The sequence below is a fragment of the Bradyrhizobium sp. JR4.1 genome (assembly GCF_040548605.1).
Taxonomy (GTDB): domain Bacteria; phylum Pseudomonadota; class Alphaproteobacteria; order Rhizobiales; family Xanthobacteraceae; genus Bradyrhizobium; species Bradyrhizobium canariense.
Window position 1 is genome coordinate 46003 of record NZ_JBEPRY010000016.1, and the last position, 19675, is coordinate 65677.

Annotated in this window: 19 protein-coding genes; 15 read left to right on the forward strand and 4 right to left on the reverse strand. The window is 64.1% G+C overall.

Annotated elements, in window-relative coordinates:
* Positions 1-357 precede the first annotated feature (357 nt).
* From ABIB90_RS26935 to ABIB90_RS26965, 7 genes are all read left to right on the forward strand, one after another.
* Positions 358-1113 (forward strand): ABC transporter ATP-binding protein, encoded by a 756-nt coding sequence (locus ABIB90_RS26935; RefSeq protein WP_018459153.1) that lies wholly within the window; start codon positions 358-360, stop codon positions 1111-1113.
* Positions 1106-1852: an ABC transporter ATP-binding protein gene (locus ABIB90_RS26940; protein ID WP_007592091.1), complete on the forward strand. Its 747-nt coding sequence runs from the start codon at positions 1106-1108 to the stop codon at positions 1850-1852. The genes ABIB90_RS26935 and ABIB90_RS26940 overlap by 8 nt, the downstream gene beginning before the upstream one ends.
* Positions 1853-1885: 33 nt before the next feature.
* Complete coding sequence (locus tag ABIB90_RS26945; protein WP_007592089.1) at positions 1886-3109, forward strand: ABC transporter substrate-binding protein; 1224 nt, start codon at positions 1886-1888, stop codon at positions 3107-3109.
* Positions 3110-3181: 72 nt separating this feature from the next.
* Positions 3182-4045 (forward strand): branched-chain amino acid ABC transporter permease, encoded by an 864-nt coding sequence (locus tag ABIB90_RS26950; RefSeq protein ID WP_007609236.1) that lies wholly within the window; start codon positions 3182-3184, stop codon positions 4043-4045.
* A 1-nt stretch (position 4046) separates the two neighbouring features.
* Positions 4047-5015, forward strand: coding sequence for a branched-chain amino acid ABC transporter permease (locus tag ABIB90_RS26955; RefSeq protein ID WP_007592084.1), 969 nt, complete (start codon positions 4047-4049; stop codon positions 5013-5015).
* Between the two features lie 158 nt (positions 5016-5173).
* Positions 5174-5818, forward strand: coding sequence for a DUF47 domain-containing protein (locus ABIB90_RS26960; protein ID WP_007592082.1), 645 nt, complete (start codon positions 5174-5176; stop codon positions 5816-5818).
* Between the two features lie 15 nt (positions 5819-5833).
* Positions 5834-6841, forward strand: coding sequence for an inorganic phosphate transporter (locus tag ABIB90_RS26965; protein ID WP_354163824.1), 1008 nt, complete (start codon positions 5834-5836; stop codon positions 6839-6841).
* Here the strand turns inward: ABIB90_RS26965 and sugE are convergent.
* Positions 6834-7148: a quaternary ammonium compound efflux SMR transporter SugE gene (gene sugE, locus ABIB90_RS26970; RefSeq protein WP_354163822.1), complete on the reverse strand. Its 315-nt coding sequence runs from the start codon at positions 7146-7148 to the stop codon at positions 6834-6836. The two genes, ABIB90_RS26965 and sugE, sit on opposite strands and share 8 nt — an antisense overlap.
* Positions 7149-7316: 168 nt before the next feature.
* On the opposite strand from sugE, the gene ABIB90_RS26975 reads away from it, so the two are divergent.
* From ABIB90_RS26975 to ABIB90_RS27010, 8 genes are all read left to right on the forward strand, one after another.
* Entirely contained in the window at positions 7317-8936 is a 1620-nt protein-coding gene (locus ABIB90_RS26975) for a peptide chain release factor 3 (protein WP_354163820.1), read from the forward strand.
* Positions 8937-9131: 195 nt separating this feature from the next.
* On the forward strand, positions 9132-9710 hold the full coding sequence (locus tag ABIB90_RS26980; protein ID WP_354163818.1) for a UCP034077 family protein: 579 nt from the start codon (positions 9132-9134) through the stop codon (positions 9708-9710).
* A gap of 71 nt (positions 9711-9781) precedes the next feature.
* The gene (locus tag ABIB90_RS26985; protein WP_219683215.1) at positions 9782-10366 is read left to right on the forward strand and encodes an NnrU family protein; all 585 of its coding nucleotides are present in this window, start codon (positions 9782-9784) and stop codon (positions 10364-10366) included.
* A 78-nt stretch (positions 10367-10444) separates the two neighbouring features.
* Positions 10445-12037: a class I adenylate-forming enzyme family protein gene (locus ABIB90_RS26990; RefSeq protein ID WP_354201684.1), complete on the forward strand. Its 1593-nt coding sequence runs from the start codon at positions 10445-10447 to the stop codon at positions 12035-12037.
* A gap of 168 nt (positions 12038-12205) precedes the next feature.
* On the forward strand, positions 12206-12859 hold the full coding sequence (locus tag ABIB90_RS26995) for a tetratricopeptide repeat protein (RefSeq protein ID WP_354163556.1): 654 nt from the start codon (positions 12206-12208) through the stop codon (positions 12857-12859).
* A 26-nt stretch (positions 12860-12885) separates the two neighbouring features.
* The gene (locus tag ABIB90_RS27000) at positions 12886-13437 is read left to right on the forward strand and encodes a hypothetical protein (protein ID WP_354163554.1); all 552 of its coding nucleotides are present in this window, start codon (positions 12886-12888) and stop codon (positions 13435-13437) included.
* Positions 13438-13541: 104 nt separating this feature from the next.
* Positions 13542-14924, forward strand: a complete 1383-nt coding sequence (gene der / locus ABIB90_RS27005; protein WP_354163552.1) for a ribosome biogenesis GTPase Der — start codon at positions 13542-13544, stop codon at positions 14922-14924.
* Complete coding sequence (locus ABIB90_RS27010; protein ID WP_354201686.1) at positions 14921-16177, forward strand: TCR/Tet family MFS transporter; 1257 nt, start codon at positions 14921-14923, stop codon at positions 16175-16177. Before der ends, ABIB90_RS27010 begins: the two co-directional genes overlap by 4 nt.
* Before the next feature lie 99 nt (positions 16178-16276).
* On the opposite strand, the gene ABIB90_RS27015 is transcribed toward ABIB90_RS27010, so the two are convergent.
* The 3 genes from ABIB90_RS27015 to ABIB90_RS27025 form a co-directional block, all read right to left on the reverse strand.
* On the reverse strand, positions 16277-17503 hold the full coding sequence (locus ABIB90_RS27015) for an ABC transporter substrate-binding protein (protein ID WP_354163547.1): 1227 nt from the start codon (positions 17501-17503) through the stop codon (positions 16277-16279).
* A gap of 170 nt (positions 17504-17673) precedes the next feature.
* Positions 17674-18822, reverse strand: coding sequence for an NHL repeat-containing protein (locus tag ABIB90_RS27020; RefSeq protein ID WP_354163545.1), 1149 nt, complete (start codon positions 18820-18822; stop codon positions 17674-17676).
* A gap of 78 nt (positions 18823-18900) precedes the next feature.
* Positions 18901-19641, reverse strand: a complete 741-nt coding sequence (locus ABIB90_RS27025; protein ID WP_354163543.1) for an SDR family NAD(P)-dependent oxidoreductase — start codon at positions 19639-19641, stop codon at positions 18901-18903.
* Positions 19642-19675 lie beyond the last annotated feature (34 nt).

Here is a 19675-nt window from a genome sequence, read left to right on the forward strand (position 1 = left end):
CGAATAGAAATTACGGACGCATCAAACCCGCGCATGATCCTCGTTGCGGGAAAATTTTCTATGAAGGCTGGCGCATGGAACGAAAGACCGTTAACGACGGCTTGATGACCGGCGCTTTGCGAACCGGGAAGCCGGGCAGGCGCGACATCAAAACACGTCCGACTAAGGGAGCATAAGTCTCCCGGCCGGAGGCCTGACCTGCTCAGCTTTCCGCCTTGCCTAACCCCCGTCACCTCCGGCATATTCCGCGCCCGGAGGCGGCGTTCCGGATGGGCTCCAGGGAGTGGCTCCAAGGCCTCCGGAAAGCCGAAGCAACAAGGATAGCCACGCGCGTTGTGCGGGCAGGGGGAAAACTGTTTGGCCGATGAGTTCATTCTCGAAACGGAAGGCTTGACCAAGGAGTTCGCGGGCTTCTTCGCCGTCCGCGACGTTGCGCTCAAGGTTCGCCGTGGGAGCATTCACGCGTTGATCGGCCCGAACGGTGCCGGCAAGACGACGTGTTTCAATCTTTTGACCAAGTTCCTCAAACCGTCTGCCGGAAAAATCCTGTACAAGGGGCAGGACATCACCGCGATGGCGCCCGCCGACGTGGCCCGCCTGGGGCTGGTTCGCTCGTTCCAGATCTCGGCCGTATTTCCCCATCTCACCGCGCTGGAAAACGTCCGCGTCGCGCTTCAGCGCCAGCACGGCAGCTCCTTCGATTTCTGGCGCTCAAAGTCCGTGCTCAACCAATTCAACGATCGCGCGCGCGAGCTGTTGAACGATGTCGGCCTCAGCGAGTTTTCCAATACGCCCGCGGTCGAGATGCCCTACGGGCGCAAGCGCGCACTGGAGATCGCAACCACGCTCGCGCTCGACCCGGAGATGATGCTGCTGGACGAGCCGATGGCCGGCATGGGCCACGAGGACATCGACAAGATCGCGGCGCTGATCAAGCGCATTTCCGCGAAATACACCATCCTGATGGTCGAGCATAACCTGAGCGTCGTGGCCAATCTCTCCGACATCATCACCGTGTTGACGCGCGGGCAGGTGCTGGCGCAAGGCCATTACAGCGAGCTGACCAAGGACGAACGCGTCAAGGAAGCCTATCTGGGAGCCGGTCATGGCTGAGACGGCAACGGCGGACGCTCCCGCAAAGACTGCGAGCGGCGGCAACCTCCTCCAGGTCCGCAACCTGGAAGCCTGGTACGGCGAGTCCCACATCCTGCACGGGATCAACTTCGACGTGAACGCAGGCGAGGTCGTCACCCTGCTCGGGCGCAACGGCGCCGGCAAGACCACCACGCTGAAGTCGATCATGGGCATCATCGGCAAGCGCACCGGCTCGGTGAAGTTCAACAACCAGGACATCATCCGCACGACCTCGGACAAGATCGCGCGGATGGGAATCGCGTTCTGCCCGGAAGAGCGCGGAATTTTCTCCAGCCTCGATGTCCGCGAGAACCTGCTGTTGCCACCGGTGGTGCGTCCCGGCGGATTGCCGCTCGAGCAGATCTTCGATCTGTTTCCGAACCTGAAGGAACGGCTCAACAGCCAGGGAACCAAACTCTCCGGCGGCGAGCAGCAGATGCTTGCGATCGCGCGCATCCTGCGCACCGGCGCGAACTTCCTGATGCTGGACGAGCCGACCGAGGGTCTCGCGCCCGTCATCATCCAGCAGATCGGCCACACCATCGCGCGGCTCAAGAAGGAGGGTTTTACGATCCTCCTGGTCGAGCAGAACTTCCGGTTCGCATCCACCGTCGCCGACCGCTATTACGTGGTCGAGCACGGCAAGATCATTGACGGATTTTCCAATGCGGAGCTTGCCGCCAACATGGACAAGCTCCACACCTATCTCGGCGTCTAGAACTGCCAACAAAAAGATTCATAGGGAAGTAGCATGATGACAAAGTCGATTGCGTCGTTTCTGCTCGGCACGGCGCTGGCCGTGACCGCCACCGGTGCAGCCTTCGCTCAGGACAAGACCGTCAAGATCGGCGCGCTGTCCGATCAGTCCGGGCTCTATGCCGACCTCGGCGGACCGGGCTCGACGCTCGCCGCGCAGATGGCCATTGAAGATTCCGGCCTGGCTGCGAAGGGCTGGAAGATCGACATCATCTCGGGTGATCACCAGAACAAGCCCGACATCGGCACCGCGATCGCGCGGCAATGGTTTGACGTCGACAAGGTCGACGTCATCGTCGACGTGCCGAATTCCGGCGTGGCGCTTGCGGTCAACAACGTCGTCAAGGAAAAGAACGGCGTCTACATCAACTCGGGCGCGGCGACCTCGGATTTGACCAACGCGCAGTGCTCGCCCAACACGGTGCACTGGACCTACGACACCTACATGCTGGCCCACACCACCGGCCAGGCGCTGGTGAAGGCTGGCGGCGACACCTGGTTCTTTCTGACCGCGGACTACGCTTTTGGCGCGGCGCTGGAGCGCGACACCACCGCTGTCGTTACGGCCAATGGCGGCAAGGTGGTCGGCGGCGTCAAGCACCCGCTGAACACGCCGGACTTCTCGTCCTTCCTGCTCCAGGCGCAGGCCTCCAAGGCCAAGATCATCGGCCTTGCCAATGCGGGCGGCGACACCACCAACACGATCAAGCAGGCGGCCGAGTTCGGCATCGTCAAGGGCGGCCAGAAGCTCGCGGCGCTGCTGCTGTTCCTGACTGACGTCAAGGCGATCGGGCTCGAGACCGCTCAAGGCCTCAACTTCACCGAGACCTTCTACTGGGACATGAACGACCAGACCCGGGCGTTCTCCAAGCGCTTCGCCGAGAAGATGAAGAACAACGCGCCGCCGACCATGGTGCAGGCCGGCGTCTATGCGGGCGTGCGTCACTATTTCAAGGCACTGGAAGCGCTCGGCGGCAACCCGCACGACGGCGCCAAGGTCGTCGAGAAGATGAAGTCGATGCCGACGGAAGACGATCTGTTCGGCAAGGGCGAGATCCAGCCCAACGGTCGCACCATCCACAATGCCTATCTGTTCGAGGTGAAGAAGCCCTCCGAGTCCAAGGGACCGTGGGACTTCTACAAGCTGGTCGGCACGGTGCCGGGCGACCAGGCCTTCACGCCGCTGTCCGAGAGCAAGTGCGCGCTCTTGAAGAAGTAAGATAACCGCCCGCAGGCCATCAGGCCTGCGGGCGACTTTCAGGGAACGCCGAAGGGACCGGGTGCGGGATCGATGCAGGCTCTTTACGCTCAGCTACTGGTGGGACTGATCAACGGCTCGTTCTACGCGCTGCTCAGTCTCGGGCTTGCCGTGATCTTCGGCATGCTCAACATCATCAATTTCGCCCATGGCGCGCTCTACATGATGGGCGCGTTCGTCGCCTACTTCCTGCTGAACATCGGCGGCATCAACTACTGGTGGGCGTTGCTGTTGGCGCCGATCATCGTCGGCATCTTCGGCATGATCCTGGAACGGACCATGCTGCAATGGCTGACGGGGCTCGATCATCTCTACGGCCTGCTCCTGACCTTCGGCATTGCGCTGATCGTGCAGGGCGTGTTCCAGAACTATTTCGGCTCCTCTGGCATGCCTTACGCCATTCCGGACCAGCTCAAGGGCGGCATGAATCTCGGCTTCATGTTCCTGCCCATTTATCGCGGCTGGGTCGTCATCTTCTCGCTGGTGGTCTGCATCGCGACCTGGTTCCTGATTGAGAAGACGCGTCTCGGCGCCTATTTGCGTGCCGCGACTGAAAACCCGACGCTGGTGCGCGCCTTCGGCGTCAACGTGCCGCGCATGATCACGCTGACCTATGGTTTGGGTGTCGGCCTGGCCGCGCTTGCCGGCGTGCTGTCGGCGCCGATCAACCAGGTGCGGCCGCTGATGGGCGCCGACCTGATCATCGTGGTGTTCGCGGTGGTCGTGATTGGCGGCATGGGATCGATCATGGGCTCCATCATCACCGGCTTTGCGCTCGGTGTGATCGAGGGCATGACCAAATATTTCTACCCCGAGGCCTCCAACACCGTCGTGTTCGTGCTGATGGTGCTGGTGCTCTTGGTGAAGCCAACGGGATTGACGGGAAGGGCGGCCTGATATGACAGCCTTGACGGACGACACGCTGCCGGTAACCCCGCGCGCGATCCGCGACGAGATGATCGTGTTCGTGGTGATGGCGCTGCTGCTGGCTTCGGTGCCATTCACGGGCGTCTACCCGTTCTTCGTGATGCAGGCGCTGTGCTTCGCGCTGCTCGCCTGCGCCTTCAACCTGCTGATCGGCTACGGCGGTTTGCTGTCCTTCGGCCATGCGATGTTCTTAGGCACCGCCGGCTATTGCAGCGCGCATGCGCTGAAGGTCTGGGCGCTGCCGCCGGAGCTCGGCATCCTCGTCGGCGTCGCCGGTGCCTTCGTGCTCTCGCTCATCACGGGCTATATCTCGATCCGGCGCCAGGGCATCTATTTCTCGATGATCACGCTGGCGCTGTCGCAGCTTCTGTACTTCATCTACCTCCAGGCGCCGTTTACCCATGGCGAAGACGGCATCCAGGGCATCCCGCAAGGACGCATGTTCGGCGTGTTCGATCTGACCAAGCCGACCGTGCTCTACTATGTGGTTCTGGTCGGCTTCCTCGCCGGCTTCCTGCTGATCTTCCGCATCATCAACTCGCCCTTCGGCGAAGTCCTCAAGGCGATCCGCGAGAACGAGCCGCGCGCGATCTCGCTGGGTTACCGCACCGATCAGTACAAGTTCCTGGCTTTCGTCCTGTCGGGTACGCTGGCCGGCTTTGCCGGTGCGCTGAAAGTCTTCGTGGCGCAGAATGCCTCGCTCACCGACGTGCACTGGTCAATGTCGGGCGAAGTCGTGCTGATGACGCTGGTCGGTGGTCTAGGAACCGTGTTCGGTCCCGTGGTCGGTGCCTTCGTGATCATCGCCATGCAGCAATATCTGGCGGGGTTCGGGCAGTGGGTGACCGTGATCCAGGGCTCGATCTTCGTGATCTGCGTGCTCACCTTCCGCCGTGGCGTCATCGGCGAAATCGCGCATTACTTCCGGCGGTCGCTGTAAGTCATTGATCTAATGGAAGATGTGTTGACTCGCGAAAGCGGTGGATGATCCGGCTCCACGGGCGTGAGGTGGCACGCGCGTGGATCGAAAATGGTCTATGACAGTTTCATGACGGCCCCCTTTGGCCAGGCCATTATCCAACCGGTAGTTTCTCTCCCATGATGCGATTGTTTCGCTCTTTCCTGCCCAAGGAAGAACGGTTCTTCGACCTGTTCGACCGCCACGCCCAGACCGTGATCCAGGGCTCGATCGCGCTCCAGAGCATGCTCAACGGGGGCGAGGAGACGCCGGTCTATTGCCAGCGCGTCAACCAGTTCGAGAACGATGCGGACAATATCACCCGTGAGGTGCTGACGGCGGTGCGTCGCACCTTCATCACCCCGTTCGACCGCGGCGACATCAAGAACCTGATCACCTCGATGGACGACGCCATCGACCAGATGCAGCAGACCGCCAAGGCCGTGATGCTGTTCGAGGTCCGCAGCTTCGAGCCCCCGATGCGGGAGATCGGCGGGCTCCTGATCGAATGCGCCAATCTGGTCGGCCGTGCGCTGCCGCTGATGCAGAAGATCGGTCAGAACGTGGCCATGCTGACTGCGATCACGGAAGAGCTTGGCAAACTGGAAGGCCGCGTCGACGATCTCCATGATATCGGGCTGAAGGAACTGTTCCTCAAGCATCGCGACGGCAACGCGATGGATTTCATCGTGGGCGCAGAGATTTACGACCATCTCGAGAAAGTCGCCGATCGCTTCGACGACGTCGCGAACGAGATCAACAGCATCGTCATCGAGCAAGTTTAGGGCAGGGGCCACGCCGTGGATGTTGCGTTGGGTCTTCCCGTCCTGATCGGATTGATCGCCGTCGCGCTGCTGTTCGACTTCCTGAACGGCCTGCACGACGCCGCCAATTCGATTGCGACCATCGTCTCGACTCGCGTGCTGCGGCCGCAATACGCGGTGTTCTGGGCCGCGTTCTTCAATTTCGTCGCCTTCATGGTGTTCGGGCTCCACGTCGCCCAGACCATCGGCACCGGCATCATCGATCCCGCGATCGTGGATGCTCAGGTGATCTTCGCCGCGCTCGTCGGCGCCATCGTCTGGAACCTCGTGACATGGGCGCTCGGCATCCCATCGTCCTCGTCTCATGCATTGATCGGCGGCTTGTTTGGTGCCGGTGTGGCCAAAGCCGGCCTTTCGGCGGCGGTCTGGAGCGGATTGTCCAAGACGGTGATCGCTATCGTGCTGTCTCCGCTCGTCGGCTTCCTGCTCGCGATGGTGCTGGTCGCGATCGTCTCCTGGGCCTCGGTGCGCTCCACGCCCTTTGCCGTGGATCGCGCCTTCCGCATCCTGCAATTCGCCTCCGCCTCGCTCTATTCGCTCGGCCATGGGGGCAACGACGCGCAGAAGACCATGGGCATCATCGCCGTGCTGCTCTATTCGCAGGGCCAGCTCGGCGGCGAATTCTTCGTACCCTTCTGGGTGGTGCTCTCGTGCCAGGCCGCGATGGCGATGGGGACGCTGATGGGCGGCTGGCGCATCGTTCGCACCATGGGCCTGCGCATCACCAAGCTGACCCCGATGCAGGGATTTTGCGCCGAGACCGGCGGTGCCGCGACCCTGTTCATGGCGACCTTCCTCGGCGTTCCCGTCTCGACCACCCACACCATCACCGGGGCCATCGTCGGCGTCGGCGCCGCCCGCCGCCTTTCGGCGGTGCGCTGGAACGTCGCCAGCTCGATCGTCTATGCCTGGGTGATCACGATGCCGGCCTCGGCCATCGTCGCCGCGCTGAGCTGGTGGGCGGTCAAGATCTTCCTCAGGTAACCAGCTTCAGCCCGACAATCCCGGCGACGATCAGCCCGATGCTGGCGAGGCGGAACGCGGTGGCCGGCTCGCCGAACAGGACGATGCCGAGCGTCGCGGTACCGACCGCGCCGATGCCGGTCCAGACTGCATAAGCGGTTCCAATCGGCAGCGATTTGAGGGCGAGCCCGAGCAGGATGATGCTGCCGGCCATGGCGCCGAGCGTGAGGACCGACGGAACGAGCTTGCTGAACCCCTCGGTGTATTTGAGGCCGATCGCCCAGGAGACCTCCAGCAGACCGGCGACGAACAGGATGCTCCAGGCCATGACGACCCTCCATTCAAGGCAGGGTCGTCCCCGCGACTGGCGTGCTGTGGGAAGGGAAGGCCGTCCCTCCCAACCTGATCTTGGGCCCGATATGGGACTGGCCGGAAGGCTCCGCAATCACCAGATGAGGCTTGATCAGGCTCATTTTCCCTGCCAAACGCTGCCGCAATGTCCGACATCGCCACCACAGCCGAATCGACGGCCCGTTCCTCGCTTGCCGCTGAAGTGTCGCGGCGGCGTACCTTTGCCATCATCTCGCATCCGGACGCCGGCAAGACCACGCTGACCGAAAAGCTGCTGCTGTTCGGTGGCGCCATCAATCTGGCCGGCCAGGTCAAGGCCAAGGGCGAGAGGCGCAACACGCGTTCGGACTGGATGAAGATCGAGCGCGAGCGCGGAATCTCGGTCGTGACCTCGGTCATGACCTTCGAGTTCGAGGGCCTCGTTTTCAACCTGCTGGACACGCCGGGTCACGAGGACTTTTCGGAAGACACCTATCGCACGCTCACGGCGGTCGATTCCGCCGTCATGGTGATCGACGCCGCCAAGGGCATCGAGGCGCGCACCCGAAAGCTGTTCGAGGTATGTCGTCTTCGCGACATCCCGATCATCACCTTCATCAACAAGATGGACCGCGAGAGCCGCGACGTGTTCGAGCTCCTCGACGAGATCGAGAAGACGCTGGCGCTCGATACCACGCCGATGACCTGGCCTGTCGGCCGCGGCCGCGAGTTCCTCGGCACCTATGACGTCGTCAATGGCGGCGTGCGCCTGCTCGAAGGCGGCGGTGCCAAGACCGGCGCGGCGCAGCAGATCGAGATCGCCGAGCTCGCCAAGCTCAACGCCAATCTCGACGTGTCAGCGGTCAAGGACGAGCTCGAGCTCGTCACCGCGGCTTCAAAGCCGTTCGAGCTCGAAGCGTTTCGCGAGGGCCATCTGACGCCGGTCTATTTCGGCAGCGCGCTACGCAATTTCGGCGTCGGCGACCTGCTGCAAGGGCTCGGCAAGTTCGCGCCCGAGCCGCGCGCGCAGGAGAGCGACCAGCGCAAGGTCGAAGCCACCGACCCGCGCATGAGCGCCTTCGTGTTCAAGATCCAGGCCAACATGGATCCCAACCACCGCGACCGCATCGCCTTCGCGCGGCTGTGCTCCGGCAAGCTGAGCCGCGGCATGAAGGCGAAGCTCGTGCGCACCGGCAAGAGCATGCCGCTGTCGAGCCCGCAATTCTTCTTCGCGCAGGACCGTTCGGTTGCGGACGAAGCCTATGCCGGCGATGTCGTCGGCATTCCCAATCACGGCACGCTGCGCATCGGCGATACGCTGACCGACGGTGAGGATTTCAACTTCGTCGGCGTGCCGAGCTTTGCGCCGGAAATCGTCCGCCGCGTGCGTCTCACCGATGCGATGAAAGCCAAGAAGCTGAAGGAAGCGCTTCAGCAGATGTCGGAAGAGGGCGTGGTGCAGGTGTTCCGCCCGCGCGACGGCGCGCCCGCGTTGGTCGGCGTCGTCGGCGCTCTCCAGCTCGACGTGCTCAAGGCGCGGCTGGATGCGGAATATTCCCTCCCGGTCGAATTCGAGGTCAGCGAGTTCCAGCTCGCGCGTTGGGTCTCCTCGGGCGACCGCAAGAAGCTCGATACCTTCATCGCTGCCAACACCTCCAGCATCGCCGACGATGTCGACGGCGATCCCGTCTATCTGGCGCGGAACGAGTTCTATCTCGGCTACACAAGGGAACGGGCCGAGGGCATCGAGTTCACCAACGTCAAGGACGTCAAGAAGAAGGGCTAGGGTGTGGCTCCGTCCCACCGCTGTCATGCCCCGCGCAGGCGGGGCATCCAGTACGCCGCAGCCTCTCGGCTCAATCACAATCGCCTCTGGGATACTGGGTCGTCCGGTCAAGCCGGACGACGACACCGCGTGTACGCGCGAGCATGTGAACGCTTGCAGGCTTGACGGCTTCTCCGGCGATGCCACGTTCTGGTCATGTGGCGCGGCATCCTTGTTTTCTTCCTGCTGGCGATCTCGACGATCGCCGCGGACGCGCGGCCCAGGCAAATCAACCCAATTCCGTTTTCGCACGAGCCGTGCAGCGTCCTCGACGGCAGGCCCTGCACGCCGTCCTACTGCAGCCCGCTCGAGCCTGGTCCCTGTATTCCCGAGATCGACTATCCCTATGGCCAGAATCTCCAGCTCACGATCCAAAGCGTACCGTCAGAGGCGGATCGCGCCAAATACCAGAAGCCGGATCATGATCTCGACACGATCGGCGATCTCTTCGCCGAACTGCGCAGCTGCTGGTCGCCGCCAACGGACAATGCGCACGCGGGCATGCAGATCGCCGTGCGTTTCAGCTTCAACAAATCGGGCGGCCTGATCGGCCCGCCGCGCCTGACCTTTGCGACCGCAGGCGTCCCCGCCGAGACGAGAACCTCCTACCTCAATGCGATCAATTCATCGTTGAACGCCTGCCTGCCGCTGAAATTCACCGGGGGTCTTGGCGGTGCCCTCGCCGGGCGGCCGATCGCGATCCGATATGTCGACAATCGCGAGATCGGCAAGTAGCGCATCAGTTGCGACCCGCGGCCAATCGATGATACGCCATGGGCTGGGGCGCTGGTTGAGGGGAGAATCTCGTGGGTCTGCTGGTGATGATCCTGGGGCTTGCGCTGTTTTTTGCGGCGCATGTGTTCACGACGAAACGCGAGGCGCGCGCGCAGGCCATCGCGAGACTGGGCGAGGGGACCTACAAAATCCTCTATTCGCTTGCCTCGCTCGCGGGGCTCGCGCTGATCATCTGGGGCTTCGCGCATTACCGTGCGACGGGCTGGATCGACGTCTGGTATCCGCCGAAGGCGCTGAAGCACATCACGCTCGCGCTGATGTTGCCCGCGGTCATCCTGGTGGTTGCGTCCTATCTGCGCGGCCGCATTTACGCGACGCTGAAGCATCCGATGCTGGCCGGCATCAAGCTGTGGGCGGCGGCGCATCTTCTGGCCAATGGCGATCTCGGCTCCATCATCCTGTTCGGCTCCTTCCTGGGCTGGGCGGTGTATGATCGTATCACGCTGAAGCGTCGCACCGATGGCGGCGGTCCGCCGATTCCGGTGGGCGGCGTCACCAACGATCTGATCGCGATCGCGGTCGGGATCGTCGCTTATCTGGCGCTGGCTTTTGCGTTCCATCCGGTCGTGATCGGCGTTCCCGTGATGGGTGGATAGCCGATCAGCACAAGACGGGACCGCATGCCCTGCGCGGAAAGTGACAAAGTAACAAGAGCAACAAGCCAAGGCATTCCGATGGACTGGTCGCATTCTCAGATCCCGCCAATGCGGTTCGAGGCGCGCTTCGGCGATCGGGTCGTGCCGGCATTTTGCGATCGGCCGTCGAGCCTATGGGCGATGATTGCGGACGCCTGCGCCCGCAATCCCGACGGCGAAGCGCTGATCTCAGGCCATGTCCGGCTGAGCTGGCGGCAGGCCGCGGAGCAGGCTGCGCGGATCGCGGCGGGATTTCGCAAGCTCGGATTGCGGCGCGGCGATCGTGTCGCGATCCTGCTCGGCAACCGGGTCGAATTCCCGCTGCTGCTGTTTGCTGCCGCGCATGAGGGGCTCGTCACGGTGCTGCTCAGCACACGGCAGCAGAAGCCGGAAATCGCTTATGTGCTCGCCGACTGCGGCGCCAAAATCCTGATCCACGAGGCGGCGCTCGCGGAGCGGCTGCCGGACGTGCGGGATGTGCCCGATGTGATCCACCGTATCGCGGTCGATGACGATCCGGCTCGGTCGCATTTCGCGGTGCTCGTCGACAGCGCGCCGGCCCCGGCGCCGGTCGAGACGAGCGAGGAGGACACCGCGATGATCCTCTACACCTCGGGCACGACAGGCAAGCCGAAGGGCGCGATGCTGGCCCATTGCAACATCGTCCATTCCTCGATGATCTTCGTGTCCTGCCTGCAATTGACGGCGGCCGACCGTTCGATCGCGGCAGTGCCGCTCGGCCACGTCACCGGCGTCGTCGCCAACATCACGACGATGATCTGCTGCGGCGGCGCGCTGATCATCATGCCGGAGTTCAAGGCCGGCGAATATCTCAAGCTCGCCGCGCGCGAGCGCGTCACCTACACGGTGATGGTGCCGGCGATGTACAATCTCTGCCTGCTCCAGCCCGATTTCGAGAGCTACGATCTGTCGAGCTGGCGCATCGGAGGCTTTGGTGGCGCGCCGATGCCGGTTGCCACCATCGAGAAGCTCAAGGCGATCATTCCGGGCCTCGAGCTGGCGAACTGCTACGGCGCGACCGAGACGACATCGCCGTCCACGATCATGCCGGGCGAGTTGACGGCAACCCACATCGACAGCGTTGGCCTGCCGTGTCCCGGTGCGCGCATTCTGGCAATGGGCGCGGACGGGCGTGAGCTGCCGCCTGGGGAAATCGGCGAGCTCTGGATCCAGAGTGCCTCCGTCATCAAGGGCTATTGGAACAACCCAAAGGCCACGGCCGAAAGCTTCACCAGCGGGTTCTGGCATTCCGGCGATCTCGGCTCGATCGATGTGGAGGGATTTGTCCGGGTGTTCGACCGGCAGAAGGACATGATCAACCGCGGCGGCCTCAAGATCTATTCGGCCGAGGTCGAATCCGTGCTGGCCGGCCACCCGGCCGTGGTCGAGAGCGCGATCGTCGCCAAGGCGTGCCCGGTGTTGGGCGAACGCGTTCACGCCGTGGTGGTGGCGCGCGCGCCGGTGGACAGCGAGGCCTTGCGCGCCTGGTGCGCGGAGCGGCTGTCCGACTACAAGGTCCCGGAGAGCATGATGATCACAGCGGAGCCGCTGCCGCGCAATGCCAATGGCAAGGTACTGAAGCGGCAGCTGCGGGAGCTGTTGGGATCCTGACCCGGGGAGGCGGTCTCTCCGGGCTGTCCCGGGTGGTTAACGCCTTGATCGGGCTCGCTTTGCCTTGCCACCGCCATATCGTTAGGGTACCTCGCCGCCACGTGGGGACGGGATTCCTGACGCGAACGCCTTGGCGCGCGCACCCGGACGGGCATGGGATTAGCATAAGTGTCTGAATTATTTGACGAAGTCGACGAGGAAGTACGTCGCGAACAGCTCAAGAAGCTGTGGGACAAGTATTCGATCGTCTTCATCGCCCTGATGGTGCTGATCGTCGCCGCCGTGGGTGGCTGGCGCGCTTACCAGTATGTGGAGGCCAAGAAGGCCGCCGAGGCCGGCGCCGCCTTCGAAAAGGCCGCCGAGCTGTCCGAGCAGGACAAGCATGCGGAGGCCGAGGCGGCCTTCACCGAGCTCGCCGCAAAGGCTCCATCGGGCTATCGCACCCTGGCGCGGCTGCGTGCTGCGGCCGAGGCGGCGGCCCGCGACACCAAGGCGGGCGCCAAGCTGTATGACGACATCGCCGCCGACCACAGCGTGGGCGGCGAGTGGCAGGATCTGGCGAAGATCCGCGCCGCCGGTCTCCTGCTCGACAGCGCCGGTTATGCCGACATGCAGCAGCGGCTGGACGCCTCCACCGCGCCCAAATCGACCTTTCGTCATACCGCCCGCGAGATGCTGGCGCTGTCGGCCTGGCGCAACAACGACATGACTGCGGCCCGCAAATGGCTCGACGCGATTGCCGAGGATGGCGAAACGCCGCCCGGCTTGCGCTCGCGCGCCGAGGCGCTGCAGGCCCTGCTGCCGCCCGTAGCGAAGAGCTGAGCCGAGAGCTGAGACGAGATACCGATATGCGCCGTACGTCACGCTTGATCGCAGCCGCCGTCCTGATCGCCTTCACGGGCGTGCTGGGCGGTTGCTCCAGCTTCGATCCGAGCGACATGCTCGACTTCCTCGATACCAAGAAGAAGCTGCCGGGCGACCGCAAGCCGGTGTTCCCGGAAGGCGTGCCGGGCCTCGAGCAGGGCGTTCCGAAGGATATGTACAAGGGCGCGCAGCAACGGCCCGATCCGAACGGACCCGCCGTCGCGGCTCTGCCCACCGAGCCTCCGCCCGAGCCGGCCAAGCCGGCGAAGGGTGCCAAGGCGAAAAAGACCAGGCAGCCCGCCAGCGCTGCCGTTGCGCCGGCTGAGGTGCCCGCCGGCGAAGTCGATGGCGAGGCCCAGCCCGAGGCCGCGCCGCCCGCGGCCACGCCGCCGCCCAGGCAGAAGATCGTGCGCAAGCGCACCACCGCGCCGCCGCCCGATCAGCCCGTCCAGCAGGCGCAACCGACCCAGACCACCCAGCAGCAAACGCAGGGCGCCTTCCCGGCGCCGATGCCCAGCGGCAGCTTCTCGCGCTAGAGCATGATCCGGAAAAGTGTGAAGCGGTTTTCCGAAAAGATCATGCTCAAACAATTGTCTTCATTTCATTGACAGGCGCGGCTCCGGCAGCGCACGAATGACCCATGTCCTTTAAGATTGCCATTATCGGCCGACCCAATGTCGGCAAATCGACGCTGTTCAACCGTCTGGTCGGGCAGAAGCTCGCGCTTGTCGATGACCTGCCCGGCGTCACCCGCGATCGCCGCGAGGGCGAGGCCAGGCTCGGCGATCTCGACTTCACGATCATCGACACCGCCGGCCTCGACGAGGGGGCCAAGGGCTCGCTGACCGCCCGCATGCAGGAGCAGACGGAGGCCGCGATCGCACAGGCCGACGCGCTGTTCTTCGTGATCGATGCCCGCATGGGCCTCACGCCCAACGATCGCGCCTTCGCCGATTTCGCCCGCAAGGCCAACAAGCCGGTGCTGCTGGTCGCCAACAAGAGCGAAGGCAAGCATGGCGATGCCGGCGCGATGGAGGCTTTCGCGCTCGGCCTCGGCGATCCCATCCAGATCTCGGCCGAGCACGGCGAGGGCCTCGGTGAGCTCTATGATGCCCTTCGAGAGCTGATGCCGGAGCCCGTCGAGGAGGATGACGTCGAGGACGACGAGCCGCTGACGGAGGAAGAGGCGGCCACGCGTCCGATCCGGGTTGCCATCGTCGGCCGGCCCAACGCCGGCAAGTCGACGATGATCAATCATCTGCTCGGCGAGGAGCGCCTGCTGACGAGCCCGGAGGCCGGCACCACGCGCGATTCCATCGCGGTCGAGATCAACTGGAAGGGTCGCGAGTTTCGCGTGTTCGACACCGCGGGTCTGCGCCGGCGCTCGCGGATCGAGGAGAAGCTCGAGAAGCTCTCGGTCGCCGACGCACTGCGCGCGGTGCGCTTTGCCGAAGTCGTCGTGATGATGATGGATGCGCAGAACCGCTTCGAGGAGCAGGATCTTCGCATCGCCGACCTGATCGAGCGCGAAGGTCGCGCCGTCGTGCTCGCCGTCAACAAATGGGACCTGATGGAGAGCAAAGGCGGCGGCGCGATCTCGAACCTGCGCCGCGATGCCGATCATTTGCTGCCGCAGATCAAAGGCGTGCCGATCGTCGCCGTCTCCGGCTTGATGGGCGAGGGCGTCGATCGATTGATGCAGGCGATCCAGGATGCCTATGCGCTTTGGAACAGACGTGTGTCGACGGCGGCGCTGAACCGCTGGTTCGAGGAGGCGGTCCAGGCCAATCCGCCGCCGGCCGTGTCCGGCCGACGCCTCAAGCTGAATTACATCACGCAGACCAAGGCGCGTCCGCCGAGCTTCGTGCTGTTCTGCTCGCGTGCGGACGCGGTGCCGCAGTCCTATCTGCGCTACCTCACCAACTCGCTGCGTGAGGCCTTCGAGCTGCCGGGCACGCCGGTGCGTATCACCTTGCGCGAGAAGGCCAATCCCTTCGCCCACAAGCGCAAGCGGCCGTCGTGAGCAACCAAGCCGGCGAGGCGATGGCGCAGGGCGCTGCGCCAGTCCGGCGCGGTGCGGTCGCCTTCATCTTCGTCACCATCCTGCTCGACATGCTCGCGCTCGGCGTGATCATGCCGATCCTGCCAAAACTGATCGAGAGCTTCGTCGACAACGACACGGCGCACGCGGCCCGCATCTTCGGCCTGTTCGGCACCGCCTGGGCGCTGATGCAATTCGTGTTCTCGCCGGTGCTCGGCGCGCTGTCGGATCGCTTCGGGCGGCGGCCGGTGGTGCTGCTGTCGAATTTCGGGCTCGCGGCCGACTATGTGCTGATGGCGCTGGCGCCGTCGCTGGTCTGGCTGTTCGTCGGCCGGGTGATCTCAGGCATCACCTCGGCGAGCATCTCGACCGCCTTTGCCTATATCGCCGACATTACGCCGCCGGAGCGGCGCGCAGCGGTGTTCGGCAGGATTGGAGCTGCGTTCGGCGCCGGCTTCGTGCTGGGCCCGGCGCTGGGTGGTCTGCTCGGCGATATCGATCCGCGCCTGCCGTTCTGGGCCTCGGCGGCCCTGAGCTTGGCCAATGCGCTCTATGGGCTCTTCGTCCTGCCGGAATCGCTGGCGCCGGACAAGCGCGCGCCGTTCCGCTGGAGGAGCGCCAATCCGCTCGGAGCGCTCCGCCTGCTGCGTTCGAACGTGGTGCTCGCTGCGTTGTCCGTCGTCAACTTCATCGCGCAGGTCGCGCATGTCGTGCTTCCCTCGACCTTCGTGCTCTACGCCACCTATCGCTACGGCTGGGATTCGAAGACCGTGGGATTGACGCTGGCGATGGTCGGCGTCTGCGCCATGGTGGTGCAGGGGCTCGCGATCGGTCCGATCGTGCGCGTGCTCGGCGAGCGCAACGCCTTGTTGATGGGCCTGTGCTGTGGCGCGGTCGGCTTCGTGATCTTCGGCGCAGCGCCGACCGGACCGCTGTTCTGGATCGGCATTCCCGTGATGTCGCTGTGGGGCATTTCGGGCGCCGCCATGCAATCGCTGATGACGCGGCTGGTCGCGCCCGATCAGCAGGGCCAGTTGCAGGGCGCGACCGCGAGCGTGCAGAGCGTGTCGCAGCTCGTCGGTCCGTTCCTGTTCACGCTGACGTTTTCATACTTCATCGGCGCCAGCGCGCCGTGGCAGCTGCCCGGCGCGCCGTTCCTGCTCGCGGCGGTGTTGATGGTGGCGTGCGTGGCGATCGCGGTGCGGGCGCTGGGAGCGGCGAAGACGGTTGCGTAGGGTGGGCAAAGCGAAGCGTGCCCACCGCCTTGTTCGGTTGTCGAGAGATGGTGAGCACGGCGCTTTTGCGCCTTTGCCCACCCTACGGCACCTATGCTCTTACTTCTTCACCAGCGGGCACTCGCTGTCCTTGAGCGGCTTGGCCGCATCTTCCGCCGGGATGGTCGCGACCAGCTTGTAATAATCCCACGGTCCCTTGGATTCTTCCGGCTTCTTCACCTCGAACAGGAAGGCGGGAATGATCCGGCGTCCGTCCTCGCGCAGCGGGCCCTTGCCGAACAGCGGATCGTCGGTCGGGATCTCCTTCATCTTGGCGACAACTTTGGCGCCGTCGTGCGGATTGCCGCCGAGGGCGTCCATCGCCTTCAGAAGATGCAGCACGGCCGCGTAATTGCCGGCCTGCGTCATCGAGGGCATCGCCTTGTTGGCGACCTTGTCCTGGAAGCGCTTCGAGAAGGCGCGCGTGCCTTCGTTGAGGTCCCAATAGAAGGATTCGGTGAAGGTCAGGCCGTGCGCGGTCTTCAGGCCGAGCGAGTGGACGTCGTTGATGAACAGCAACAGCGCCGCGAGCTTCTGGCCGCCTTCGACGATGCCGAACTCGGCCGCCTGCTTGATCGAGTTGGTGGTGTCGCCGCCGGCATTGGCGAGACCGACGATCTTCGCCTTCGAATTCTGCGCCTGCAGCAGGAAGGAGGAGAAATCCGACGTGTTGAGCGGATGCTTGACGCCGCCGAGCACCTTGCCGCCGTTCGCGGTGACGACCGCGCTGGTGTCACGCTCGAGCGCGGCACCGAAGGCGTAGTCGGCGGTCAGGAAGAACCAGCTGTCGCCGCCGGCCTTGGTCAGCGCCTTGCCGGTACCGTTGGCGAGCATGTAGGTGTCGTAAGTATAGGAAATGGTGTTGGCGTTGCAGGCCTTGCCGGTGAGGTCGGCACTGGCGCCGCCATTGTTGAGCAGGACCGCGTTCTTTTCCTTGACGACGTTGCTGACGGCCAGCGCCACGCCGGAGTTCGGGGTGTCGGCGATCACATCGACCTTCTGGGTGTCGATCCACTGCCGCGCGATGTTGACGCCGACGTCCGGCTTGTTCTGGTGGTCGCCGCTGATCACCTCGATCTTCCAGCCCTTGGCGCGGAGACCGGAATCTTCCACCGCCATGTTGACCGCCGCCACGGCGCCGGGGCCGCCGATGTCGGCATAGAGGCTGGACATGTCGTTGAGCACGCCGATCGTGACGGATTTTTCCTGGGCGAAGGCGGATGTGGCAAAACCGAAGGCGGCACAGGCCAGAAGAGCCGCGGAGCGGCGCGCGAACGTCGTCGTCATAAAAGCTTTCCTCCATTGTCAAACATGCGGACGGCTCTCTTGAATGGGAGCCTTGTTCCGGCTGATGGCTCTACCGTGTCCCACGGCCGGCGGCAATGCGCCTAAAGCCGGATGACGCTGCGTCGCAGCGTCATCCCTCCGTTAACTTTTGGGCAAAATGCGTCGAGACGCTATTTCAGCGCGTCCGATGTCAGCTTGAATTTCTGGATGCGCTTTCCGGTGTCGACCTCGGCGGTATAGACGTTACCCTTGGCGTCGATCGCCATGGCGTGCACCCAGTGGAATTGTCCGGCATTGCGGCCGTTGTGCCCGAAGCTGCCGACCACGCTGCCGTCGTCGCGCCTGATCACCCTGATCTCGTTGTTCTCGCCGTCCGCGCTGAGCAGCCAGGTCTGCTTCGGATCGGGCCAGATTGCGACGTCCCACACCGCGCCATTGCCGAGGGTGTTCTTCTCGAAGAAGAATTCCTTCACGAAGGTGCCGTCCGTCTTGAACACCTGGATGCGGTTGTTGATGCGGTCGCAGACATAGACGAGACCGTCATTGGCGAGCTTCACGCAGTGGACGGGATTGCCGAACTGCTGGGACACCGGCGCCTTGGGATCGTACGCCGCCTGCTTGGTGTCATCAGGCTTGTTGCCGTAGGCGCCCCAGTGCCGCTTGTAGGCGAGGGTCGTTGCGTCGAACACGATGACGCGGCGGTTGCCGTAGCCGTCGGCGACATAGATTTCGTTGGCGGCCTTGTCGATCGCGGTCTCGGCGGGTTTGCCGAGCTGTGTCGTGTCGTTGCTGCCGAGGCTCGGCGCGATCTTGCCGATCTGGGCGACGAACTTGCCGTCGAGCGTGAATTTCAGGATCGCGTTGTCGTTGTCGGCATTGCCGCCGACCCAGACGAAGCCGCGCTCGTCGACCTCGATGCCGTGCTCGCGGCCGACCCATTCATAGCCTTCGCCCGCGCCGCCCCACGATCGCAGCAGATTGCCGTCGCTGTCGAATTCGAGCACCGGCGGCGCCGACACGCAGCATTTCGAACGCGGCGGAGTGAGGCTCGCGCCTTTCTCGTCGTCGGTGAGGGAGCGGGGGCGATGGATCACCCAGATGTGGCCCTGCCAGTCGACGGTGATGCCGCCGACCTGGCCGAGGATCCAGTTGTTCGGCAACGGCTTTGGCCAGGAAGCATCGACTGCGAAGGTCGGGACATCGCTGGCGGTCGCCGCACCCGGAAGCGCAAACGCGACGGCCGCGATCAGGACAGAGAGGACGCGAGAGACATTTGCGAGCGCACGCTTAAAGCTTGCGCGATTCCGCCATGGTGCCATAGCAACCTCCCTTTTTTGGCCTGCGGCTTGCTGCCGCTTGAGCGCGGGCAGTCAATCGCGGGGAGGCCGTCAAGTCAATCAGGCCGGCGAGCGGAAGCTCATCAGGCTGCGGGTCTTGTAGTCGTAGAACTTGCCGGTTTCGGTCCAGTCCGGCGCGCACATCGGCACGATGAATTCGGCGACCTGCTCGGCTGTATCGAGCGTCGCCGGATCTTCGCCCGGCATCAGCGTCGCGCGCATGCGGGTGCGGACGGGGCCCGGATTGAACAAATTGACGCGCAGTTTCGTATTCGCGGTCTCCTGTGCCCAGGCGCGCGCCAGCGTTTCCAGCGCCGCCTTGGACGCCGCGTAGGGACTGACATAGGCGGTCGCCTTGTTGGCAGCGCCGGACGTGACGAACACCGCGCGGCCGGCGTCGGACTGCTTGAGCAGCGGCTCCATGCAGCGGATCAGCTGGAAGTTCGCGGAGACGTTGACCGCCATCACGTCGGTGAAGGCCTTCAGCTCGATATGGCCGATCGGCGAGGAGGGGCCGAGCACGCCGGCATTGCCGACGAGGATGTCGAGCTTGCCGTAACGCTCATGCAGGCCGGCGCCGAGCCGCGCGATGCCGTCGGAATCGGTGAGGTTGAGCGGCACCAGCGTTGCGGTGCCGCCGTCCTTGCGGATCTCGTCGTCGAGCTCTTCCAGCCCGCCCTGCGTGCGCGCCACGGCGACGATATGCGCGCCGGCCTTGGCCAGCGCCCTGGCCGTGGCGAAGCCGATGCCGCGCGAGGCGCCGGTGACGAGAGCGATGCGGTTGGCGAGGGGATTTGTCATCAAGAGGTTCTATCCAGCGTCGTCCTGGCGAAAG

Coding starts and splice junctions, on each gene's coding strand:
- ABIB90_RS26940 (WP_007592091.1), top strand. CDS start 1,106: ATGGCTGAGACGGCAACGGCGGACGCTCCCGCAAAGACTGCGAGCGGC.
- ABIB90_RS26945 (WP_007592089.1), top strand. CDS start 1,886: ATGATGACAAAGTCGATTGCGTCGTTTCTGCTCGGCACGGCGCTGGCC.
- ABIB90_RS26950 (WP_007609236.1), top strand. CDS start 3,182: ATGCAGGCTCTTTACGCTCAGCTACTGGTGGGACTGATCAACGGCTCG.
- ABIB90_RS26955 (WP_007592084.1), top strand. CDS start 4,047: ATGACAGCCTTGACGGACGACACGCTGCCGGTAACCCCGCGCGCGATC.
- ABIB90_RS26960 (WP_007592082.1), top strand. CDS start 5,174: ATGATGCGATTGTTTCGCTCTTTCCTGCCCAAGGAAGAACGGTTCTTC.
- sugE (WP_354163822.1), bottom strand. CDS start 7,148: ATGGCCTGGAGCATCCTGTTCGTCGCCGGTCTGCTGGAGGTCTCCTGG.
- ABIB90_RS26975 (WP_354163820.1), top strand. CDS start 7,317: ATGTCCGACATCGCCACCACAGCCGAATCGACGGCCCGTTCCTCGCTT.
- ABIB90_RS26980 (WP_354163818.1), top strand. CDS start 9,132: ATGTGGCGCGGCATCCTTGTTTTCTTCCTGCTGGCGATCTCGACGATC.
- ABIB90_RS26990 (WP_354201684.1), top strand. CDS start 10,445: ATGGACTGGTCGCATTCTCAGATCCCGCCAATGCGGTTCGAGGCGCGC.
- ABIB90_RS27000 (WP_354163554.1), top strand. CDS start 12,886: ATGCGCCGTACGTCACGCTTGATCGCAGCCGCCGTCCTGATCGCCTTC.
- der (WP_354163552.1), top strand. CDS start 13,542: ATGTCCTTTAAGATTGCCATTATCGGCCGACCCAATGTCGGCAAATCG.
- ABIB90_RS27015 (WP_354163547.1), bottom strand. CDS start 17,503: ATGACGACGACGTTCGCGCGCCGCTCCGCGGCTCTTCTGGCCTGTGCC.
- ABIB90_RS27020 (WP_354163545.1), bottom strand. CDS start 18,822: ATGGCACCATGGCGGAATCGCGCAAGCTTTAAGCGTGCGCTCGCAAAT.
- ABIB90_RS27025 (WP_354163543.1), bottom strand. CDS start 19,641: ATGACAAATCCCCTCGCCAACCGCATCGCTCTCGTCACCGGCGCCTCG.